Here is an 18,876-nt window from a genome sequence, read left to right as displayed (position 1 = left end):
CTCGCATAAAAGGGAGGAAACGAAACAATGAAACGCAAAGGAAAAGGACCGACGGCGCTGCTGCTCGTCCTGACGCTGCTGGCGACGCTAACGGCGGCCTGCACAGGCAACGAAGGGAACGCGCCCGAGGCGGGCGAACAAACCGAAGGACCGAACGGCGCAAATGCAGCGGAAGCAGCCGACAACGCCGCGCCGCCCGCACTCGACCCGGTCGAGCTCAAGGTCAAGCTGTTCGGCGAGAAGCCGACGGATATGGACGCAGTCGTCGCCGAGTTCGAAAGCCGCTCCAAGGAAGCGCTGAATACGACGCTGGACGTGACGTTCGACGTGGCGGCCGAGTACCGCAACAAGCTCAAGCTGATGCTGGCGGCCGGCGAAGAGATCGATCTGGCCTTCGACGCGCCGTGGTGGGATCTGAATGCGAACGTCAGCAAGGGCTACTACCACGAGCTGGACGCATATTTCAACAACGACGATTATCCGGGGCTAAAGGCCGCCTTCACGCCGGAATACCTGGAGGCCAACAAGATCGACGGCCACATCTACGCGATTCCGGTGACCAACACGTTCTACGACATTCCGGTCGTCCTGATTCGCAAGGATCTGCGCGAAAAATACGGCATGGAGCCGGTGGACAGCTACGCCGATCTCAAGCAATTCCTCGATCAGGTGCTGGCCAATGAGAATCCGAAGGCATTCGTCCCGTGGGGCGGCGGCCGCAACACGTGGTACCACGTGTTTGCGAATTTCGACACCAAGCAGACGCATTACCGCGCCTTCCCGTTCGAAATTACCGGCACCGGCGCGTTGTTCAATCTCGTGCTCTCCGAGGACGGCAAGCAGGTGCTCGGGGCGACGACGCTGGGCGATCCGGACGAGGCGTACAGCGGATTCCCGGCGCCGCTGAATGAGCCGGACTTCTTCTACGATCATTACGATACGAAGGTCGAATACCGCAAGTATCTGCCGAGCGATCCGCTGGCGCAGAATCAGACGACTACGGTGGAGGGCGGCGCGCACGAGACGACGCTGAACAGCGTGGCGAGCGACCGTCAGAAGCTGAAGGAGACCTATCCGGACGCCGACTACGAGATCTTCGTCTACAACGATGCGGTTCGCGCCATGGAGAGCGGCGCGATCGCCACCGGCTTCAAGGCGTGGAACTTCCTCACCGTGCCGAAATCCTCGAAAAATGTGGAGCGGACGATGAAATTCCTGGACTGGGTGTTCGCCAGCCCGGATCATCACGATCTGTTCGAGCTCGGGATCGAGGGGACGCATTGGGAAAAAGACGGCGAGCGTTACTACCGGGTCACCGAGCAGACGCCGGATTACGCGTTCCCGGCATATGAAATGACGTGGAATCCGCAGCTGTCTCGCATCAACGGCAACAACGACGAGGAGACGCTGAAGTATATCGAATACGAATACGACCAGGATTCGTACTATCGGATGGCGCTGAGCGGGTTCACCTTCAATCCGGAGAACGTTAAAAACGAGATCGCCAAGGTGCAGCCGAAGTTCGACGAGCTGCGACCGGTGCTGGAGGCGGGGCTCGATCCCGAGTGGCGCGAGAGCGCCGGCAAGCTGAACGCGCAAATGCGCGCGCTCGGACTGGAGAACATCCGCGAAGAGCTGATCAAGCAGGCGCAGGACTATCTGGACAGCGGCGGCCAGTAAGGCGCCAGGCAGCCTGTCATGCAAGGCCAAAATGGTACCCGGGGAGAGATGCTACGTGAAAAAATGGCTGATTGTACTGGTAGTCGCGGGTCTGCTAACCCCGCTGAGCGGTCGCGCCGATCACAGCCGCACTTATGCCGATCCGGTATTCGCCCATCCCGGGCTGCTGCACACGCAGGCCGATCTGGATCGGATCGAGCTGATGGTGGACGCGGGCATGCAGCCGTATCTGGACGGATGGAACGCGCTGCTCGCCAGTCCGCTCTCCAGCGACAACTGGACGCCGCGGGCGACCGCCACCATCGTGCGCGGCGGCACGGGCACCAATGTCTCCTTGCTCTACACCGATATCGCGCGCGCCTATCAGAATGCGCTGATCTGGCGCATAAGCGGGGATACCGACCATGGGGATACCGCCCGCGATATCCTCAATGCCTGGTCCGCCACGCTGACGACGATCACCGGCAACGCCGACCGCTACCTCGCGTCGGGCTTGTACGGGTATCAGATGGCCAATGCCGCCGAGCTGATGCGGGGCTACCCCGGCTTTGACGTGGCGCAGATGCAGGATTTGCTGCTGGACGTTTTTTACACGCCGCTCGCCGAGCGCTTCCTGATCGGCAACGCGTACGGCGACGACCACAACGGCGCGTATATTCAGAATTATTGGGCCAACTGGGATCTGGCGAACATGGCCGCGACTGTGGCGATCGGCATCTTTTGCGATCGGGCCGACATCTACGAGATCGGGGTCAATTACTTCCAGTACGGCGCAGGCAACGGCTCGATCTATAATGCGATTCCCTACCTCCATCCCGGCGGTCTGGCACAGTGGCAGGAGTCCGGTCGCGACCAGCCGCATACGATGCTGGGCATCGGACTGATGGCGACCGTCGCCGAGATGGCGTGGAATCAGGGCGACGACCTGTACGGCTGGGCCGACAACCGCTTCCTGCAGGCGGCTGAATACGTCGCCAAGTACAACCTGGGCGACGCGGTGCCGTACTCGACCTACGAATGGGGCAGCGGCGTCAACGGCTCGGTACAGACCCAGACCGTCATATCCGACTCGGGCCGGTACGGCTCGCGGCCGATCTGGGAGATGATCTACCACCATTATGTGAGCCGGAAGGGGTTGTCCGCCCCCAATATCGCGGCGATCGCCGCCCAGGGCCGCCCCGAGGGAGGGCCCGACCCGCAGAGTCCGTCCTCGTACGATCATCTCGGCTTCGGCACGCTGATGCATACGCGGCCATCGGGCGGAGGAGGCTCGGCGGCGCAGCCGGCCGGCAATGTGGCGGACGGGACGTATCGCTTCACGCTGCAGCTCGACGGCAAGGCGATGGGGACCGCCGACACGTCGAGCGGCGCGGCCGCGCTCAAGTCGACGTATACCGGCAGTCCGAGCCAGCACTGGCAGGTCAATCATGTCGGCGGCGGGCAATATACGATCCGCAATGCAGCCAGCGGACTCTACCTGGATGTCGCGGACGTCTCGCATGATCATGGCGCTTCCTTCATCCAATGGAGCTACACCGGGGCCGCCAATCAGCGCTTCGCCTTCTTGCCGACGGGCGGAGGCTACTACCGGATCACGCCGGTGCACAGCAACAAGCCGGCCGACGTACCCGGCGCCTCGACTGCGGAGAATGTCGAACTCAAGCAGTGGCGCTACATTCTCGGCAGCAACCAGCAGTGGCTGCTGGAGCCGGTGAGCTAAACAGCCAAGAGAGGATGACGAATGCGATGCCAACGATGCGAAAGATGAAACTTAAGACCGGGCTCTTCCTGAGCCTGGCCCTGCTCCTGCAGCTCGTGCTGCCGCTGACCGGCGGCGGCCCGACGCTCGCGGGCGGCGGCTACCGGACGGCGTCGGCCGCCACGGCGGGACCGGACGGCGGCGCCCTGGACCTGATCGTCTTCGGCGACCCGGCCTCCGAAGCGGCGCATGACTTCCAGGGCGCGCGCTCGCGCATAGTCAGCGGCTTCCGCGGCGAGCCGGCGCGCGTCGCCGAGCCGGCGGTGCCGGTCGCCAAGACGGGCGGGGATCTGACCTTCACGATGCGGGTCGATCCGGATCAGCGCAATTACTTCACCGTCAAGCTGGCCGGGGGCGACAGCAACAACGGTACGACCAGCATGGTCAACCTGAATGGCGAGCAGATCGGCTATCTGCGCCACGGCGATTATGAGTCGCTCAAGAGCTATGGTCCGCCCGATCAGTTCTATTACTTCACCGTCATGCTGCCGCTCGAATCGACCCGCGGCAAGGAGACGGCCGAGCTCACGATCAGCACCGCCAATCTGTGGGAGGATATGACCGCGGATTCCAAGCCGTTCTACCGGGCGTACACCCATACGGCCGCTTACCTCGACGTCGCGGACGAGGTGCAGGGCAGCGCTCCAGGGGAAGGACGGGCGGCGGCCGATCTGAAGCGCGAAGGCCTGACGCCGCAGGAGAGACAGGCGCGCGTCGATGCGTACATGGACGGACTGGCAAGCCGCTTCGCGGACTACTCGTCCAAGGTGGACGGCGGACCCGGCGCCAAGCTCTCCATCATCCGCTATCAGGACGAGCTGAAATCCTATGCCAGCATGCTCAAGACGGACTGGTCGCCTGCCGACACGCCCGCCCAAAAAAGAGCCGGTCTGGAGCGCATCTTCAAAACGATTGACAATCATGTCAAGGATTATTACGGCAACGTGCTGCTCGTGCTGCGCGGCGGGCATCAAGGCGACTGGGGCGGCTACTACGGCGCGCTCGGCGAGGCGCTATACCTCGTCGAGCCGCTGATCCGCGACGATGCGATATACGGCGAGACCGCCTTCGAGGCCTTGCTTGACGAGCCGTTCGACACGGGCACATCAGCCGGGGAATTTTCGCTGGCCAGCGCCGACTGGGAGGGCGGCGAGCTGACTAGGCGCGAGGCGTGGGAGCGCGCGCTCAAGGCGAATTTTGACTTTGCCCGGGCGCGGCTATCTTACATTTACAATCAGATGCTCTATACGTACGAGGGCGCATGGGAGGCGCAGGAGGGCCTGCGCATCATCGCCTCGGACTTCTACGAGGGCCGTGCGCGCAGCGAGCGGATCCTGCTCGAGTCGCTCGGCATCGAGCCGTTTCTCGGCGAGGAGGTGCTGCTCGGACCGGCCGGGGAGGAGCTCGATCTGTACCACTCCCTGTTCTATCACGACGGCAATGCGCGCTTCACGACCGACTTCGAGCAATACGTCGCCAAAGGGCTGGCGCAAAGCAAGCTCGACGAGCACGGCGAGGTCGTGCGGCGGCTGCCGTACGGCGAGCATTACACCGGACTCACCGCGGACGGCCTGACGCGCGAGAACAGCTACGTCGCCAACTACGGCGAGGCGGCCAATTATTTGCTGAATTACTTTTACAAGACGCATGATCACGACCGGACCGAGGCCGACCGGCTGCTGAACGATCGCATCTTGCAGGCGGCGCTGCGCAATCTCCACGCCCGCGGCCAGACCCGCTATCCCGGGCTTGACGACGCCGGCAACCGGGTGATGAAGGCCGAGCAGGCTACCGACGATCGCAACCAGTCCTTTCCCGGCTTCGACGCTTACGGGGCGCGGATCGGCACCGGCATGACGATCCAGTTCGCCTCGCTGGAGATGGCGATGGAGCAGGACGAAGCGCGCTACGCGGGCGAGGCGTGGGAGCCGTATTGGCAGTATGCGCGGGAGGCGGTCGGTTACGCCCAGCAGCAGCTGCTGGACAATCAGTTGATCGAGCGCGACGATTTCGGCAACAGCGGGACCAACAGCGCGCTCGATTATCGGCTGCAGGATACGTATGCCTATGTGACCGGCGGCCGCGCCGGCACCGCGCGCTTCGCAGGCGAGGCGATGGCGGGGGTCGTGCTGCCGCATACCGAGCTGGACTGGTACACGGAGCAAGAGCTCGCGGAGCTGAACGTCGATCCGGCCGACTATACCCAGCGCGGCTGGGCGGATATCGACAATATGTATCTGTCGATCCGAGACGGCGATACGCGGCTGTTCGGCAACTTCATGTACCGGCTCAAGGGACAGGCCGGCAGCGGACGCATTCGCGCGACGCGCGGCGCTTACAGCCAGATCGTGCAGATTGCGACGAACAATCTTTTTCGCTACGAGGATGTGTATCTGCGTCCGGCCAATCCGGATGTCGACTACATGGGCGCCCAGACGGACAATCCGAGCGGCGCGCCGTTCGCGCATGTCGGCGAGGTGCTGCCGATCGCGTATCAGCCGGGCGTCGGCACGGTGAGCCGCGACGGACTGGCGACTGATACGCCGTATGCGGGCTATTCGGAGCTGCAGACGTCGCGCTACGGGCCGTACTTCACCATCTTCAATACGACGCGCGAGGCCTACGGCAACGAACGGACCTACGAGGTCGAGCTGCCTGACGATTACGACGGGGACGATGTGCTCGATCTCGTCTCCGGATCGCGCATACCGGTGCGCGAGGGCAAGGTGACGATCGCGCCGATGACGGCGATGGCGCTCAAGCTGGCGACCGATGCGACCGCTCGTCCGCAGCCGCTGCATGTCGACTATGCGAGCGCGCTCGTCGGCGACGGCGTCGTGCAGGTCGTCTGGAAGACGACTGCGGGCGGCGAGTCGTACACGATCAAGCGCGCTCGATCAGAGGGCGGGCCGTATACGGTCATCGCCGAGGGCGTGAGGGGCAATGCGTATGAGGACCGCACGGCGGAGCCCGGCCAGACGTACCATTACCAGGTCGCGGCAGTCGGGACGCATGGAGAAGGCTGGGCGTCGTGGCCGGCTGCTGCCGATCTGAGCGGACGTCAGACAGCCGCTGCAGGCTGGCTCGATACGGCAGTCGGCGCCGTCGGCGGCACGGCAACGGCGGTGGCGGAGCCATCGGGCCTGCTACTCGAGATCGCAGGGGCGGGAGGCGACGGCTTCGCGGACGGGGACGACAATGTCCTCTATGCCCGCGACATGCGCGACGAGCTGCGCTATGTGCACGTCCCCTCTATCGGCAATAGCGAGACGACCGTGCGGCTCGATGTCTACGGCGGGGAGGCGAGCGGGATCCTGCTGCGCGAAGGACTCGACGAAGCTTCGCGATATGCCTACTTCGGCACCGACGAGTCGGGCGCTCTGGTGCTGCGCACCCGGACGCGCAATTCGATGCATCAGTGGTCGGACGAGACGGTCAGCCCGCTCGAGATTCCGATCACGGCCTACGCGCCGGATGCGTATCCGTATCTCAAGCTGGTGCGGCATCATGCCTCGCAGTATGTGTACGCCATGGTGTCGGCGGACGGCGTGCAATGGAGCTACGCGGCCAAGGCTTTGGCGCTGCTGCCGTATGGCTATTACAGCGGACTGGCGGCCTCTGACGACGCGGCCTTCGGCGAGGCCAGGGTGGAGCATCTGCCAGATGATGCTCTGCTCCCCTACGTCGAACGACAGGCGGATCAAGTGACGCTGCATTGGAGCAAGCCGAAGCAAGCAGTCCGCTTCCACGTCTATCGCACGACCGACGCGGCGGCCGGGCTGCAAGCGCCGGTGCTCGGCGCAGGTTCGCTGGAGCCCGCGCCAGGCTCGTCCTGGACGCGCGTGCTCGCCGATGCCGAGCGGAGCTTGTCGTATACCGACAAGCTCCGCTACGGCGACGCGTATTATGCGATCCTGGCGGAGAAGGACGACGGCACGCTGCTGCCGATGGCGACAATCGGGGCCAGCGCCGAGTCGCTGGAGGCGCTGCTGGAGCAGGCCTATCGCTATGACCGGCGCGACTATACGCGGCTGAGCTATGATCGCTATATGCGCGAGCTCGCGCGCATCGAGGCCGGGCTGGGCGAGCCGGACGCCCGGCTGCGTGAGCTGATCGACGCACTCTACGAGGCGCGCGAGCTGCTCGTGCCGGTCGGGGAGGTCTATCTGCAGGGCGGGTTCGGCGGGACGCCCGAGGATGCCTTGTACGAACCGATCGCGATCACGCCGGAGATGGTCGTCGCCTCGGATCGCATCTGGTCGAGCTCGGGCGGCACGGGCACGCCGCAGCAGAACGGATGGTTCGCCTTCGACGGCGACGTCGCGACCGGCACCGATACGCAGAGCAGCAGAGGCTGGGTGCGAGCCGATCTCGGCGCGGACGGCGCGGTCCGTATCGAGGCGGTGCGCTATCATCCGCGGCCATGCTGCACGACGCGGCTCAATGGCGGGATGATCCAGGGCTCGGCTGACGGCAGCGTCTGGGACGACCTGTATACGATCGGCGGCGTCGCCGCCAACGTCTCGCAATGGTATGCCGCTCCGCTGGCAACGGAACGTGCGTACCGCTATTACCGCTACTTCGACAACCATGGCGGCAATACCAACATCGGCGAGCTCGAGCTGTACCGCCGGACGTTCGACAGCACGCTGCTGCGCGAGCTGCTGGAGGAGGCGGCGCGTGCGATCGACGCTGCGGTCTACACCGAGGCATCCTATGCCGCGCTCGATGCGGCGGTCGGGGAGGCGCGGGCGGCGACGGACCAGGAGTCGGCGGATCGCGAGTCGGCTGAGCTGGCGGCAGCACTGGACGCGCTGGAGCTCATCCCCGGCATGCCGGTGCTGCGCGAGCTCGCGGACCGGACGATCCTGGCGGAGCAGGCGCTGGAGCTGCGGCTCGAGGCGTCCAATGCGTCAGGCGCTGTCGCATATGGCGTGTCCGGTCTGCCGAGCGGAGCGACCTTCGACATTGTCGACGATACGGGTCGCTTCGTGTGGACGCCGACCCTGACGCAGGGCGGAGTGTACGCGGTCACCTTCACGGCCGAGTCGCAGGGGCTGCGCTCGTCCAAGACGATCGAGCTGACTGTCGTCGGCGCGCCTGTCGTTGCACCCGATCAGACAGCGGAGCTGACAGCGAGTCAAGCGTACCGCTACGAGCTGGAGGCGGCGGAGCCTTCGGGCCTGGAGCTGGCCATCGCCGTGTCGGGCTTGCCGGAAGGCGCGGCCTTCGATGCGACGACGCGCACGCTGAGCTGGACGCCGCGCCAATCCGATTATGGCAGGCACACTGTGGTGTTCGAGGTGAGCAATGGCCGCTTCGCACAGACCCACTCGCTGACGCTGGAGGTGAGGCTGCGGGTCCTTGCGCAGCAAGGCTATACGCGGGCGAGCTATTACCGGTATACGGAGGAGGTCGCACGCATCGAGGCGGCGATGGGCGCCCCGGATGCCGACAAGTCGCTGCTTGCCGCGGAGCTGGCGCAGGCGGAGGCGGAACTGATCGATATCGCTGCGATCTATGACGATCCGATCGCGGTGACGCCGGATATGGTCAGAGCCTCGTCCCGTTCCTGGGACGGGCAGTACGACGAAGCGGCCAACGGCTGGCACGCTTTTGACGGCAAGCTGACGACCTCGCCGGATACGACCTCGTCGGGCGGATGGACGAGGGTCGACTTTGGCGCGGGGAACGCGCAGACCATCGAGGTCGTCAAGTATTATCCGCGCCCGGGCCAAAATCACGCGCGGATGAATGGCGCGGTGCTCGAAGGCTCGCAGGACGGTGTAACCTTCGCGCTCATTCACACCTTCGCCGGGGTGACGGACGGCCGGTGGGCGGCAGTCGCCACCGGCAGCGAGGAGGAGTATCGCTACGTGCGCTACCGCGGCGGGTATGCCAATGTCGCCGAGCTGCAGTTCCATCTGCAGACCGCGGACCGGACGCTGCTGGCGCAATTCGTCGAGGAAGCGGCTGCGATCGACGATGTGCGTTATACGCGGGAGAGCCGCGAGCGGTTGGGCAGCGAGCTGGCATATGCCAGAGCAGTCCAGGGGTCCGGCGCGTCCCAGGCCGACGTCGACGCTGCAGCCGAGCGGCTGCGCGCGGCAATCGACGGGCTGCAGCCGCAAGGGCTGCGCGTCAGCGGCCCGGCGGAGGCGGCGGCCGGCGAGCAGGTGGAGCTGACCGCCAGCCTGATCCATGTCACGGACAGCGTCTATTCGGGCGCCTTCACGCTGATCTATGCGCCGCATGAGCTGAGCTATCTCGGCGCGGCGGCAGCCGGAGCCGACGCTACCGTGCAGGAGACGGTCTACGAGGACGGCCGGGTTACGATCGTCCAGACCGCGACGGGCGGACTCGGCGGCGCACCGGAACGGCTGGACCTCGTCAAGCTGCGCTTCGCGGCGGCGTCCGACCTGACGCATGATGTGACGAGCAAGGTATACGTCTCCGATATGGAGACGGCGAGCGAGACGGGAGTGGCCGATCTCGTCTACAGTCTGGGCGACTATGAGGTGGTGATCCGGGCGGCCGCGCCCGAGCCGGATCGCAGCGTGCTGGAGGCCCGGATCGCAGCTGCGGCCGAGCGGATCGAATCGGCCGTCGTCGACGAGACGCTGTGGGGACATCACAGCGCGGCCGCCGTCCAGGCGCTGGAGCAAGCGCTCGCTGCGGCACGCGCCGTCGCGACCGACCCGCAGGCGTCGCAGCCGGACCTGGACGCAGCGGCCGCGCAGCTGCTCGAGGCGACGACGCGCTTCGCACAGGCGGCAGGCAGCACGGCCAGCGTGGCCGATCTGAGCGAGATCGCCCGTCATTACGGCCTTGCCGCAGACGACGCGAAATGGCCGACGGTGCGCATGTACGACCTGGACGCAGACGGACGGCTCGGCCTTGCCGATCTGGCCGGGCTGGCGCGGATGATTCCGGGACAGCCGCAGGCCGGTACGGGAGGAGCGTCCGACAGTGACGGTCAGACGGACGGCTTCGAGCTGCACACTGCGACGCCGCGCGTGCAGGTAGGCGATACGTTGACCGTGAGGCTGTCGGCCAGGGCACTACGCGATCTGTACGGCTACGAGCTGCGCCTGCGCTATGATGCCGAGCGTCTGGAGTGGACGGGCGGCACGGATGAGCAGGCGGGCTTCGGATGGGAGCCGCTGCGCGACGGAGATGCGGTCATGCTCCTTCACACTATGCAGGGCGAGCAGACGGGGCTGCGTGGCGATCATGAGCTGTACACGCTCACCTTCCGCGCCAAGGCTGCAGGAGAAGCGTCGATCGTCTTGACCGGCGCGGCGATGGCCGACTCGTCTGCGGAGCCGGGGCTCCGGGCGGGGCGGATCGGCTCGCCCCTGGTCCTGGATGTCCGTCCCGATGATCCAGGCTCGGGCGGACCGGAGGAGCCGGAAGAACCGCATGAACCGGAAGAACCGAACGAGCCAAAGACGCCGGAGGAGCCGGGCGGACCGGACCGTCCCGACCCGGGCGATGACGATGCAGCGCCTGGCGAGGGCATCATCACGCCGCGTGACGGCGGCGTAGAGGTGATCTTGGCTGCGCAGCCGGACGAGAGCGGTGTGGTCACGGCGCGGATGAGCGCGGAGCAGCTGCGGGCTGCGCTGGCGGCTGCCGGGGAGGGGAGCATCCATGTGCGGATCGCGGGGGACGCGACGGCCGTCGCTTACCGTGTGACGATCCCGCTGGCGCCCCTGCGCGCAGCGGCGGCCAGCGCGCAGCTGTTCACCGTGGAGGCCGGGGCGAGCAAGCTGCTCCTGCATGCTCCGCTGCTGCGCCGGCTGACGCAATCGGACGGCGAGCAACTCGAGCTCCTGCTCGAGCAGATGTCGTCGCCTGGCCAAGAGTCTGCGGAGCGGAGCGGCGGTGCGCCGTATGCCGTCGGCGCCGGTACCGCGCTGCCCGGCGATCGGCCGCCGGCGCGCGAGCAAGCCATGCAAGCGTCGCGCTACGCCATTCGGCTGTCCGTCGACGGCGAAGTCTGGAGGGAGCTGGCGCGAGGCGAAGCGGCGGCCGCGATCCCTTATGCGCTCGCTGTCGGCGAAGCGCCGCATCAGGTCGTCGTCTACCGCAGCGACGAGCCCGAGGCGGCCGGCGAGCCTGGGCCGGAGGCGATCGTGTACAGCAGATATGCCGAGGGCCGCGCCGTATTCCCGCTGCGCCGCAGTGGCACCTTCTCCGCGGTCTATCGCCCGGTGCAGTTTGCCGACATTGCTGCGGGGCATTGGGCCAGGACAGCCATTGAGACGCTCGCTGCCAGATCGGTCGCGCTTGGCGTCGGTGCCGAACGGTTCGAGCCGGGCGGCGAGGTGTCGCGGGCCGAATTCGTCGCCTTGCTCATGCGCGCGCTCGGCATTGCCGGAGGCCTGTCCGGGGCCGGCGAGGGGTCGCCGGCAGCTGCCTTCGCGGATCTGATGCCGGACGCGTGGTATACCGATACGATTGTGCAGGCGCGGGAGTTCGGGATCGTGAGCGGACGCCCCGACGGCAGCTTCGGCCCCGACGAAGCGATCAGCCGGCAGGAGATGGCGGTGCTGATCGGGCGGACGCTGCAGCTCCTGGACGACCTTCTGAGTCCAGAGGCGGGAGCGGGCACGCACACGAGCGGCGATGCCGGATCCGTCTTTGCGGATGCGGCCGAGATCGCCCCTTACGCTCGCGAGGCGGTCGCGAGGCTGCAGCGCGCGGGACTGCTCGAGGGCGTGGGCGGCGGACGCTTCGCTCCGCATACGCAGACGACGCGTGCCCAAGCGGCAGTGCTGATCGATCGCTTCCTTGCCGCATTATCCGGGATTCAGCTCCAGTAGGAGCTCCGGGCTGCTGCGTCAGCAGCACACCGTGAGCCCGCACCGCGCGCCGTTCCAGGCGCGCGGTGCTTTGGCGTGCGGAGCTACATGCTGCTCAGGTGCTTGTTGCGGAATTCGCCGGGTGTCATGCCCTCTGCGGCCATGAATTTTTTGTTGAAGTAGCTGAGTCCGGGATAGCCGGAGCTGATGGCGACCTCCTTGATCGGCAGGAGCGGCCGCTGGAGGAGCAGATGCTTGCTCAGCTGGATGCGGCACTTGGTCACGTAGGCGACCGGCGTCATGCGGGTTATTTTTTTGAAGAGGCTGCAGAAGTAATTGGGCGAATACCCGGCTGACGACGCCCACTCCTCCAAGACAAAGGGCTGGTGCGCCTTTTGCTGCATGATCGGCAGCAGCGCCATGATGGTCTCGGCATTATTGACGCCGCGATAGTGGGAGGTCGATACGGCATGGGTCAAAAATTCGATGAGAATGGCGTACGACAGCGCCGAGATGCGGGCGGGGCGCAAAAAGTTGCGGTGCTCGATCTCGTCAAGCAAATCGAGGAAATTGTGCTTGAGCAAGGTGCCGTCCTTCATCATCCAGATCCCGCTCTGACTGAAGCCATTGTCCGCCACGAAGGACGGTAGCGTGCTGCCGTAGAGCTGGATCCAGAAAACATCCCACGGATCGTCGTCCGCGGAATAATAACGCATCGGCGCCTCCGGCGCATGCCAGAACATGTCGCCCGCGCGGAGCGCGTGCGTCTCGCCGTCGAGCTCCAAAAACCCGCGTCCCTGTGCGACATAATGAAGACTGAACCCCGGGACCCCGTCGGGCCGGCTGACATTGTGGTTGGCGCGCGTCGGACGGCGGTAGTTGCCGACCGAGTGCGGAAAACAAAAAAAACGGAATTCAGAGAAATCCGGCAAATAGTACGAGCGGTCGATAAACAAGCGAATTCGCCTCCAGGTGAAATGTGAGTCGAGTTGCACAGTCTCTAGGTATAGGATAACAAAAAACGTAATATTGTCCTATACATCATAAAATGTTGGTCTGTCTGAAGCATGTCTCATCCTTTATAATGGTAGGGTGTGGATACGCATTACCGCAGGCTGGCACTGTGGGAAAGGCTGGCACTGTGGGAATTGAAATCGGGCTACGATGAAAGGGGATTCATAGCATGAAAATACAATTCGATAAACCGGCGCGCTACTGGACGGAAGCGCTGCCGGTCGGCAACGGCCGGCTGGGGGCCATGGTATTCGGAGGGGGCGAGTCCGAGCGTCTGGCGCTCAATGAGGATACGCTATGGTCCGGAGCCCCGCGGGATTGGAACAATCCAAAGGCCCGCGAAGTCCTGCCCGAGCTGCGCGCCGCGCTCGCCCGCGGCGACTATGCCGAGGCGGACCGGCTCGGCAAGCAAATGATGGGCCCCTATACGCAGTCCTATCTGCCGCTCGGCGACCTGCAGCTGACGATGGAGCACGGCAATATCTACCGCGATTATGCGCGCAGTCTCGATCTGAGCGGGGGTCTGGCCAAGGTCTCGTACAAGGTGGGGAGCACCGGCTATACGCGCGAGGTGCTGGCCTCGCATCCCGCCCAGGTGATCGCGCTGCGCCTGACGGCGACCGCGGCCGGGGCGCTCAGCTTCCGCGTGCGCTTGACCAGCCTGCTGCGTCATACGAGCGCGGGCGCGCAGGCCTCCCATACGATCAGCGGCATCGCGCCGGAGCAGGTCTGGCCGAGCTACCATGCGAGCGCCGAGCCGATCAGCTACGGCGACCCCGAGCGCTCGCCTGCGCTGCGCTTCCAAGGTCGTGTCGCGGTGGAGCACGAGGGCGGCGTGCTGTGTGCCGATCACGACGGCGTCCGCCTGACGGGGGCTACCTCGGCGACGCTCTACATCGCGGCGGCGACCTCGTACGATCCGCGCCTCGGCGCCGGCGACGCCCGGCGAAGGCCCGAGGCAGCGGTCGACGCTGCGCTCACAGCCGCGATTGCGCTCGGCTACGACGCGATCCGGGCGGCGCATGTCGCCGATCACAGCGCTCTGTTCGACCGGGTGTCTCTGTGCCTGGGCGATCCGGTCGCGCCGCCGGACATGCCCACCGATCGGCGCATCGCCGAGTACGGCGCCGCCGACCCTGGTCTGGTCGAGCTCCTGTTCCACTATGGCCGCTATCTGATGATCGCCAGCTCGCGGGAGGGCACGCAGCCGGCGAATCTGCAAGGCATCTGGAACGAGGAGATGCGGGCGCCATGGAGCAGCAATTACACGCTGAACATCAATGCGGAGATGAACTACTGGCCGGCCGAGACTTGCAATCTGGGCGAGCTTCACCGGCCGCTGCTGGCATTCGTCGAGCGGCTCGCGGTGAACGGGCGGCGCACGGCCGAGGTCAATTACGGAGCGCGCGGCTGGGTCGCGCATCACAACAGCGATCTGTGGGCGCACACGGCGCCGGTCGGCGATTATGGGGGCGGCGATCCGGTGTGGGCGCTGTGGCCGATGGGGGGCGTCTGGCTGACGCAGCATCTGTGGGAGCACTATGCGTTCTCCGGCGACGAGGGCTTTTTGCGCGAGCGGGCCTATCCGGTCATGAAGGAGGCGGCGCTTTTTTGCATGGACTGGCTGTATGCGGATGAGGCGGGCCGTCTCATCACCGGTCCGTCTACCTCGCCCGAGCAGAAGTTCGTCACCGCCGAAGGCCGCCGCCATGCCGTCAGCGCGGCGACGACTATGGATCTGTCGTTGATCGCAGAGCTGCTGGATCACTGTATCGAGGCTGCGCGCCTGCTCGGAGACGACGAAGCGTGGACGGCGCAGCTTCAAGAGACGCGGGAGGCCCTGCTGCCGCTGCAGATCGGTCGTCACGGTCAATTGCAGGAGTGGTCCAGCGACTTCGACGACGAGGATATCCACCATCGTCACGTCTCGCACCTGGTCGGCGTCTACCCGGGCCGGCTACTGACGGAGCGCAAGACGCCGGAGCTGTTCGCGGCGGCGCGCGTCTCGCTCGAGCGGCGCGGCGACGGCGGGACCGGCTGGAGCCTGGGGTGGAAGGTCGGCCTGTGGGCGCGCTTCAAGGACGGCAACCGGGCGGCGCGTCTGCTTGCCAATCTGCTGACGCTGGTCAAGAGCGACGAGCCGCTCAATATGAATCGCGGCGGCGTCTATCCGAACCTGTTCGACGCGCACCCGCCGTTCCAGATCGACGGCAATTTCGCGGCGACCGCAGGGATCGCCGAGCTGCTGCTGCAGTCGCACGAGGGCGTGCTGGAGCTGTTGCCTGCGCTGCCGGACGACTGGTCGGCCGGCGCGGTGCGCGGCCTGCGCGCGCGCGGCGGCTGGGAGGTCGCGCTGGAGTGGAAGGACGCGCGCCTCGTGCGGGCGGTGCTGACCGCGCCTGCAGCGCGCGGCACAATCGCATCTACTGCGGACGCACCAGCCGCGCATGGCACGGTCCGCGCGCCCGCGCTGCCGCAGCGGATCGAGCGGGAGGACGGCTCCTCCGTCGAGTGGCAGACCCTGGAGGATGGCACCTTCCGTTTTGAGGCGGCAGCGGGGGGGCGCCATACACTTCACTTCTAAGGGACCGCATGCCAGCCCTAGCCCTTCACGGCCCCGATCGTGAGGCCCTTGACGAAGTACTTCTGCACGAACGGGTAGACTAATACGATCGGGCCGATGCCGACGATCGCCATCGCCATGCGCACCGTTTCCGTCGGGATCTTGGCCAGCTCCTGGCCGGCCACGGTCGCGTCCACCATCCCCGAGCTGAGATACTGGATCTGGGTGATGACCTTGTACATCAGGTATTGCAGGCTGACCAGCTCGTTGTTGCTGATGAAGATCAGCACTGCCGCGGCCGGCAGCAGCATCAGGAACAGCGCCCGATACTTGAAAATGGAGGCCGTCGATCGCGCCGGCAATACGGCGATCCACGAGCTGGAGGTGACGGTCGATCTGCACAAGGTCAACGATTCGGCCAGAGGCTACGAGGACGATTCCGTGGAAATCTATCTCGACGGCAACAATGCGCGCAGCGGCACGTATAACAGCGACGACCATCAGCTCACGCTCGGCTGGCAGAACGAGACGCTGTCCGTTGGTGCGGACTTGCCGGGCATTATGTATGCGCAGCAGGATAATCCTGACGGCTATACGGTTGAGTTCGCGATACCGTGGCAGGGCATCGGCATCGACCCGCCGGCGATTGGCGACCTGACCGGCTTCGAGCTCGTCACGGCGCGATATCAGGGGACGCCGCAGTTCGTCGTGCTCGGCTCGACCGACGGCACGAGCTACACGGCGCTGGGCATGACGACGACGACCGTCAGCGCGGGGCAGGGCTTTGCGGTGCAGCGCCATGTCCAGGCCGGCCCGCTGCCGGCGGATATCCGCTATCTCAAGGTGCAGTTCCCCGACGGGGCGAACTGGCACGCCTACGTGAACCGCGTCGCGTTCACGTACATGAGCGAATAAGCAGGACCACCAGCGGGGGTAATCCGCCCCCCATGACGAAGAAGCAGCAGCCTGATCCCGCATGTTTGCGGGACGGCTGCTGCTTTTTGTCAGTGGATATCCTTCTTCGTGAAGTTGCCGCCTCTGACCTCGGCCACATCATAGACGATGATGAACGACTTCGGATCGATCTCCTGGATGATCTCCTTGAGCTTGCTCTCCTCGAGCCTGTTGATGACGCAGGTGATCTCCTTGAACTGCTCGTTGGAATAGCCGCCTTCGGCCATCTTGTAGGTCGCGCCCCGTCCGAGCCGGTCGCGGATCGTCTCGACCATCAGCTCGGGCGAGCTGGTGATGATCTTGAACGTCTTGGCGCCGCTCAGACCTTCCTCGACAATGTGGATGACCTTGGAGGCGATGAAGTAGGCGATGCCCGACAGGATGGCCCCCTGCAAGCCGAATACGGTGGAGACGACGATGAACACGAACAGGTTGAGGAACAGGATGAGATCGCTCGTCCCGAACGGCAGCTTGCGCGCCAGCAGGACGGCCAGCATGTCGATGCCGTCGAGCGCGCCGCCGTTGCGCAGCGCCAGACCCATGCCGAAGCCGATGATGATGCCGCCGACGACCGTGATGAGCAGCGTATCGCCCTCGATGATCGTCGGGATATGATGCATGAACATCGTGCCGGTGGCCAGCGAGGCGATGCCGAGCACCGAATAGATAGCGAAGCTTTTGCCGATCTGCTTGTAGCCGAGGAAGACGAACGGGATGTTGAGCAGCGCGATCAGCAGCCCGAGCGGCAGTCCGAACAGCTGCGAGCCGACGATGCTCAGGCCGGTGACCCCGCCGTCGGAGACGCTGTTGGGGATTAACACGGCCTCCAGGCCGTAAGCGGTGATGACGGCGCCGAGGATGACGGCCACGCCGCGCAGCACGCGTTTGACTGCGCCGGGCGGATTGTGCTTCCTGCGCATGTGCGCCGGCTTGGCGAACGATTGGGTTTTGGGCCGCCGATTGTTCGACTTGGACGGGCCTTGCGGCTTGGCTTGTGCGTGGGCTTGCGGTTTGGCTTGAACTTGTAATTTCACGATTCGATCTCCTTTGGATGATGCTTGGATAATGGCTTGGTGAATTGCAAATGGGTGCTGCTGCTTGTCCTGTGCGGAATCGGGAAGCGGCTGACCCTGCTCCGGCTAGCGCTCGGTGCCCGACAGGGCAAGGGCCTCGTGGGAGCGCATCATGCGCCGACGGGCGGCAACGAGCCCGCGCAATGGGAGCGCATCATGAGTCGACGGGGCGGCAACGAGCCTGCGCGTATCGGGACGCCTTCCCGGCCTAGCGGCGCTTGGCAGCCAGCGCGCGGCGGACGGCGGCTTCGAGCAGCCGCCACGGGACGAGCGCCCGGGCGATCAGCAGCGCCCGCGCCCCGCGGCCGATCGGATGCCGCAGCCGCCCGCCGCCCTTGCCTGAGGCGAGGGCGGCGACGAGCCGGGCGACCTCGATCGGGTCAGGCGCGCTCGCGGCGGCCTGCGCGGAGTAGGCGAGCATGCCGCTCAGCGCGGCCGCATAGGGCGAGTCCGGCTTCCGGTGGATGCCGTCCAGGCCTTTATCCCAGATAGCGGTCCGGTAGGCGCCGGGCTCCACGAGCAGGACGCGCACACCGTATGGGGCCATCTCGTGGCGCAGGCTTTCCGTGAAGCCTTCGAGCGCGAACTTGGAGGCGGCGTAGGGGCCATACCCGGGAAATGCGATTCGCCCGCTGATGCTGCCGATCTGGATGATCGTGCCGGCACGGCGCTCGCGCATGAGCGGGAGGACGGCGCGGGTCAGCGCGACGGCGCCGAAAAAATTCGTCTCGAGCTGCGCCCGCCAGGCCTCCATCGGCACCTCCTCGACGAATCCGCCGACGGCGAAGCCTGCGTTGTTGACCAGCGTGTCCAGGCGTCCGTACGTATGCTGCGCATAAGCGATACAAGCCGCGATCTCCTCCGGCTCGTCCACGTCGAGCCGGACGATGTCGATGCGGTCGCGTACGCCGGCGGCGTCGGCCTCGCCGAGCAGCGCGGCGGCGCGCTCCAGGCGGCGCAGACCGGCCAGCACGCGGCGGCCGCGCCCGGCCAGCTCGATTGCGATCAGCAGGCCGAAGCCGCTCG

The 18,876-nt window shown here is 65.6% G+C and carries 9 protein-coding genes; 5 read left to right on the top strand and 4 right to left on the bottom strand.

Annotation, left to right across the window (positions count from 1 at the left end; all coding sequences use genetic code 11):
• Positions 1-27: 27 nt before the first annotated feature.
• Genes IDH44_RS23215 through IDH44_RS23205 form a run of 3 tightly spaced genes read left to right on the top strand, consistent with a single transcriptional unit; the run spans position 28 to position 12,267 of the window.
• Entirely contained in the window at positions 28-1,680 is a 1,653-nt protein-coding gene (locus IDH44_RS23215; protein ID WP_190921219.1) for an ABC transporter substrate-binding protein, read from the top strand.
• A 55-nt stretch (positions 1,681-1,735) separates the two neighbouring features.
• Positions 1,736-3,400 carry an RICIN domain-containing protein gene (locus IDH44_RS23210; protein WP_317890241.1) on the top strand — a complete coding sequence of 555 codons (1,665 nt, stop codon included), beginning with the start codon at positions 1,736-1,738 and terminating at the stop codon, positions 3,398-3,400.
• A gap of 26 nt (positions 3,401-3,426) precedes the next feature.
• Complete coding sequence (locus IDH44_RS23205; protein WP_190921217.1) at positions 3,427-12,267, top strand: S-layer homology domain-containing protein; 8,841 nt, start codon at positions 3,427-3,429, stop codon at positions 12,265-12,267.
• An 83-nt stretch (positions 12,268-12,350) separates the two neighbouring features.
• On the opposite strand, the gene IDH44_RS23200 is transcribed toward IDH44_RS23205, so the two are convergent.
• Positions 12,351-13,202, bottom strand: coding sequence for a helix-turn-helix transcriptional regulator (locus IDH44_RS23200; RefSeq protein ID WP_190921216.1), 852 nt, complete (start codon positions 13,200-13,202; stop codon positions 12,351-12,353).
• A gap of 227 nt (positions 13,203-13,429) precedes the next feature.
• On the opposite strand from IDH44_RS23200, the gene IDH44_RS23195 reads away from it, so the two are divergent.
• Positions 13,430-15,844, top strand: coding sequence for a glycosyl hydrolase family 95 catalytic domain-containing protein (locus tag IDH44_RS23195; protein ID WP_190921215.1), 2,415 nt, complete (start codon positions 13,430-13,432; stop codon positions 15,842-15,844).
• 17 nt (positions 15,845-15,861) lie between these two features.
• On the opposite strand, the gene IDH44_RS23190 is transcribed toward IDH44_RS23195, so the two are convergent.
• On the bottom strand, positions 15,862-16,134 hold the full coding sequence (locus IDH44_RS23190; protein WP_190921214.1) for an ABC transporter permease family protein: 273 nt from the start codon (positions 16,132-16,134) through the stop codon (positions 15,862-15,864).
• A gap of 25 nt (positions 16,135-16,159) precedes the next feature.
• Between IDH44_RS23190 and IDH44_RS23185 the strand changes: the two genes are divergently transcribed.
• Positions 16,160-16,738, top strand: coding sequence for a CBM9 family sugar-binding protein (locus tag IDH44_RS23185; protein ID WP_223869971.1), 579 nt, complete (start codon positions 16,160-16,162; stop codon positions 16,736-16,738).
• An 89-nt stretch (positions 16,739-16,827) separates the two neighbouring features.
• Here IDH44_RS23185 and IDH44_RS23180 read toward each other — a convergent pair whose 3' ends face one another.
• Both IDH44_RS23180 and IDH44_RS23175 read right to left on the bottom strand, forming a co-directional pair.
• Positions 16,828-17,697: a YitT family protein gene (locus IDH44_RS23180; RefSeq protein ID WP_190921237.1), complete on the bottom strand. Its 870-nt coding sequence runs from the start codon at positions 17,695-17,697 to the stop codon at positions 16,828-16,830.
• 361 nt (positions 17,698-18,058) lie between these two features.
• Positions 18,059-18,876 (bottom strand): SDR family oxidoreductase (locus tag IDH44_RS23175; protein ID WP_190921212.1); only part of this gene is annotated, 818 nt, incomplete at its 5' end.

Source organism: Paenibacillus sabuli, from assembly GCF_014705605.1.
Lineage (GTDB): Bacteria > Bacillota > Bacilli > Paenibacillales > Paenibacillaceae > Paenibacillus_D > Paenibacillus_D sabuli.
This window is presented reverse-complemented; position numbering and strand designations above follow the sequence as displayed.

Coding starts and splice junctions, on each gene's coding strand:
- IDH44_RS23215 (WP_190921219.1), top strand. CDS start 28: ATGAAACGCAAAGGAAAAGGACCGACGGCGCTGCTGCTCGTCCTGACG.
- IDH44_RS23205 (WP_190921217.1), top strand. CDS start 3,427: ATGCCAACGATGCGAAAGATGAAACTTAAGACCGGGCTCTTCCTGAGC.
- IDH44_RS23195 (WP_190921215.1), top strand. CDS start 13,430: ATGAAAATACAATTCGATAAACCGGCGCGCTACTGGACGGAAGCGCTG.
- IDH44_RS23190 (WP_190921214.1), bottom strand. CDS start 16,134: ATGCTGCTGCCGGCCGCGGCAGTGCTGATCTTCATCAGCAACAACGAG.
- IDH44_RS23185 (WP_223869971.1), top strand. CDS start 16,160: ATGGAGGCCGTCGATCGCGCCGGCAATACGGCGATCCACGAGCTGGAG.
- IDH44_RS23180 (WP_190921237.1), bottom strand. CDS start 17,697: ATGCGCAGGAAGCACAATCCGCCCGGCGCAGTCAAACGCGTGCTGCGC.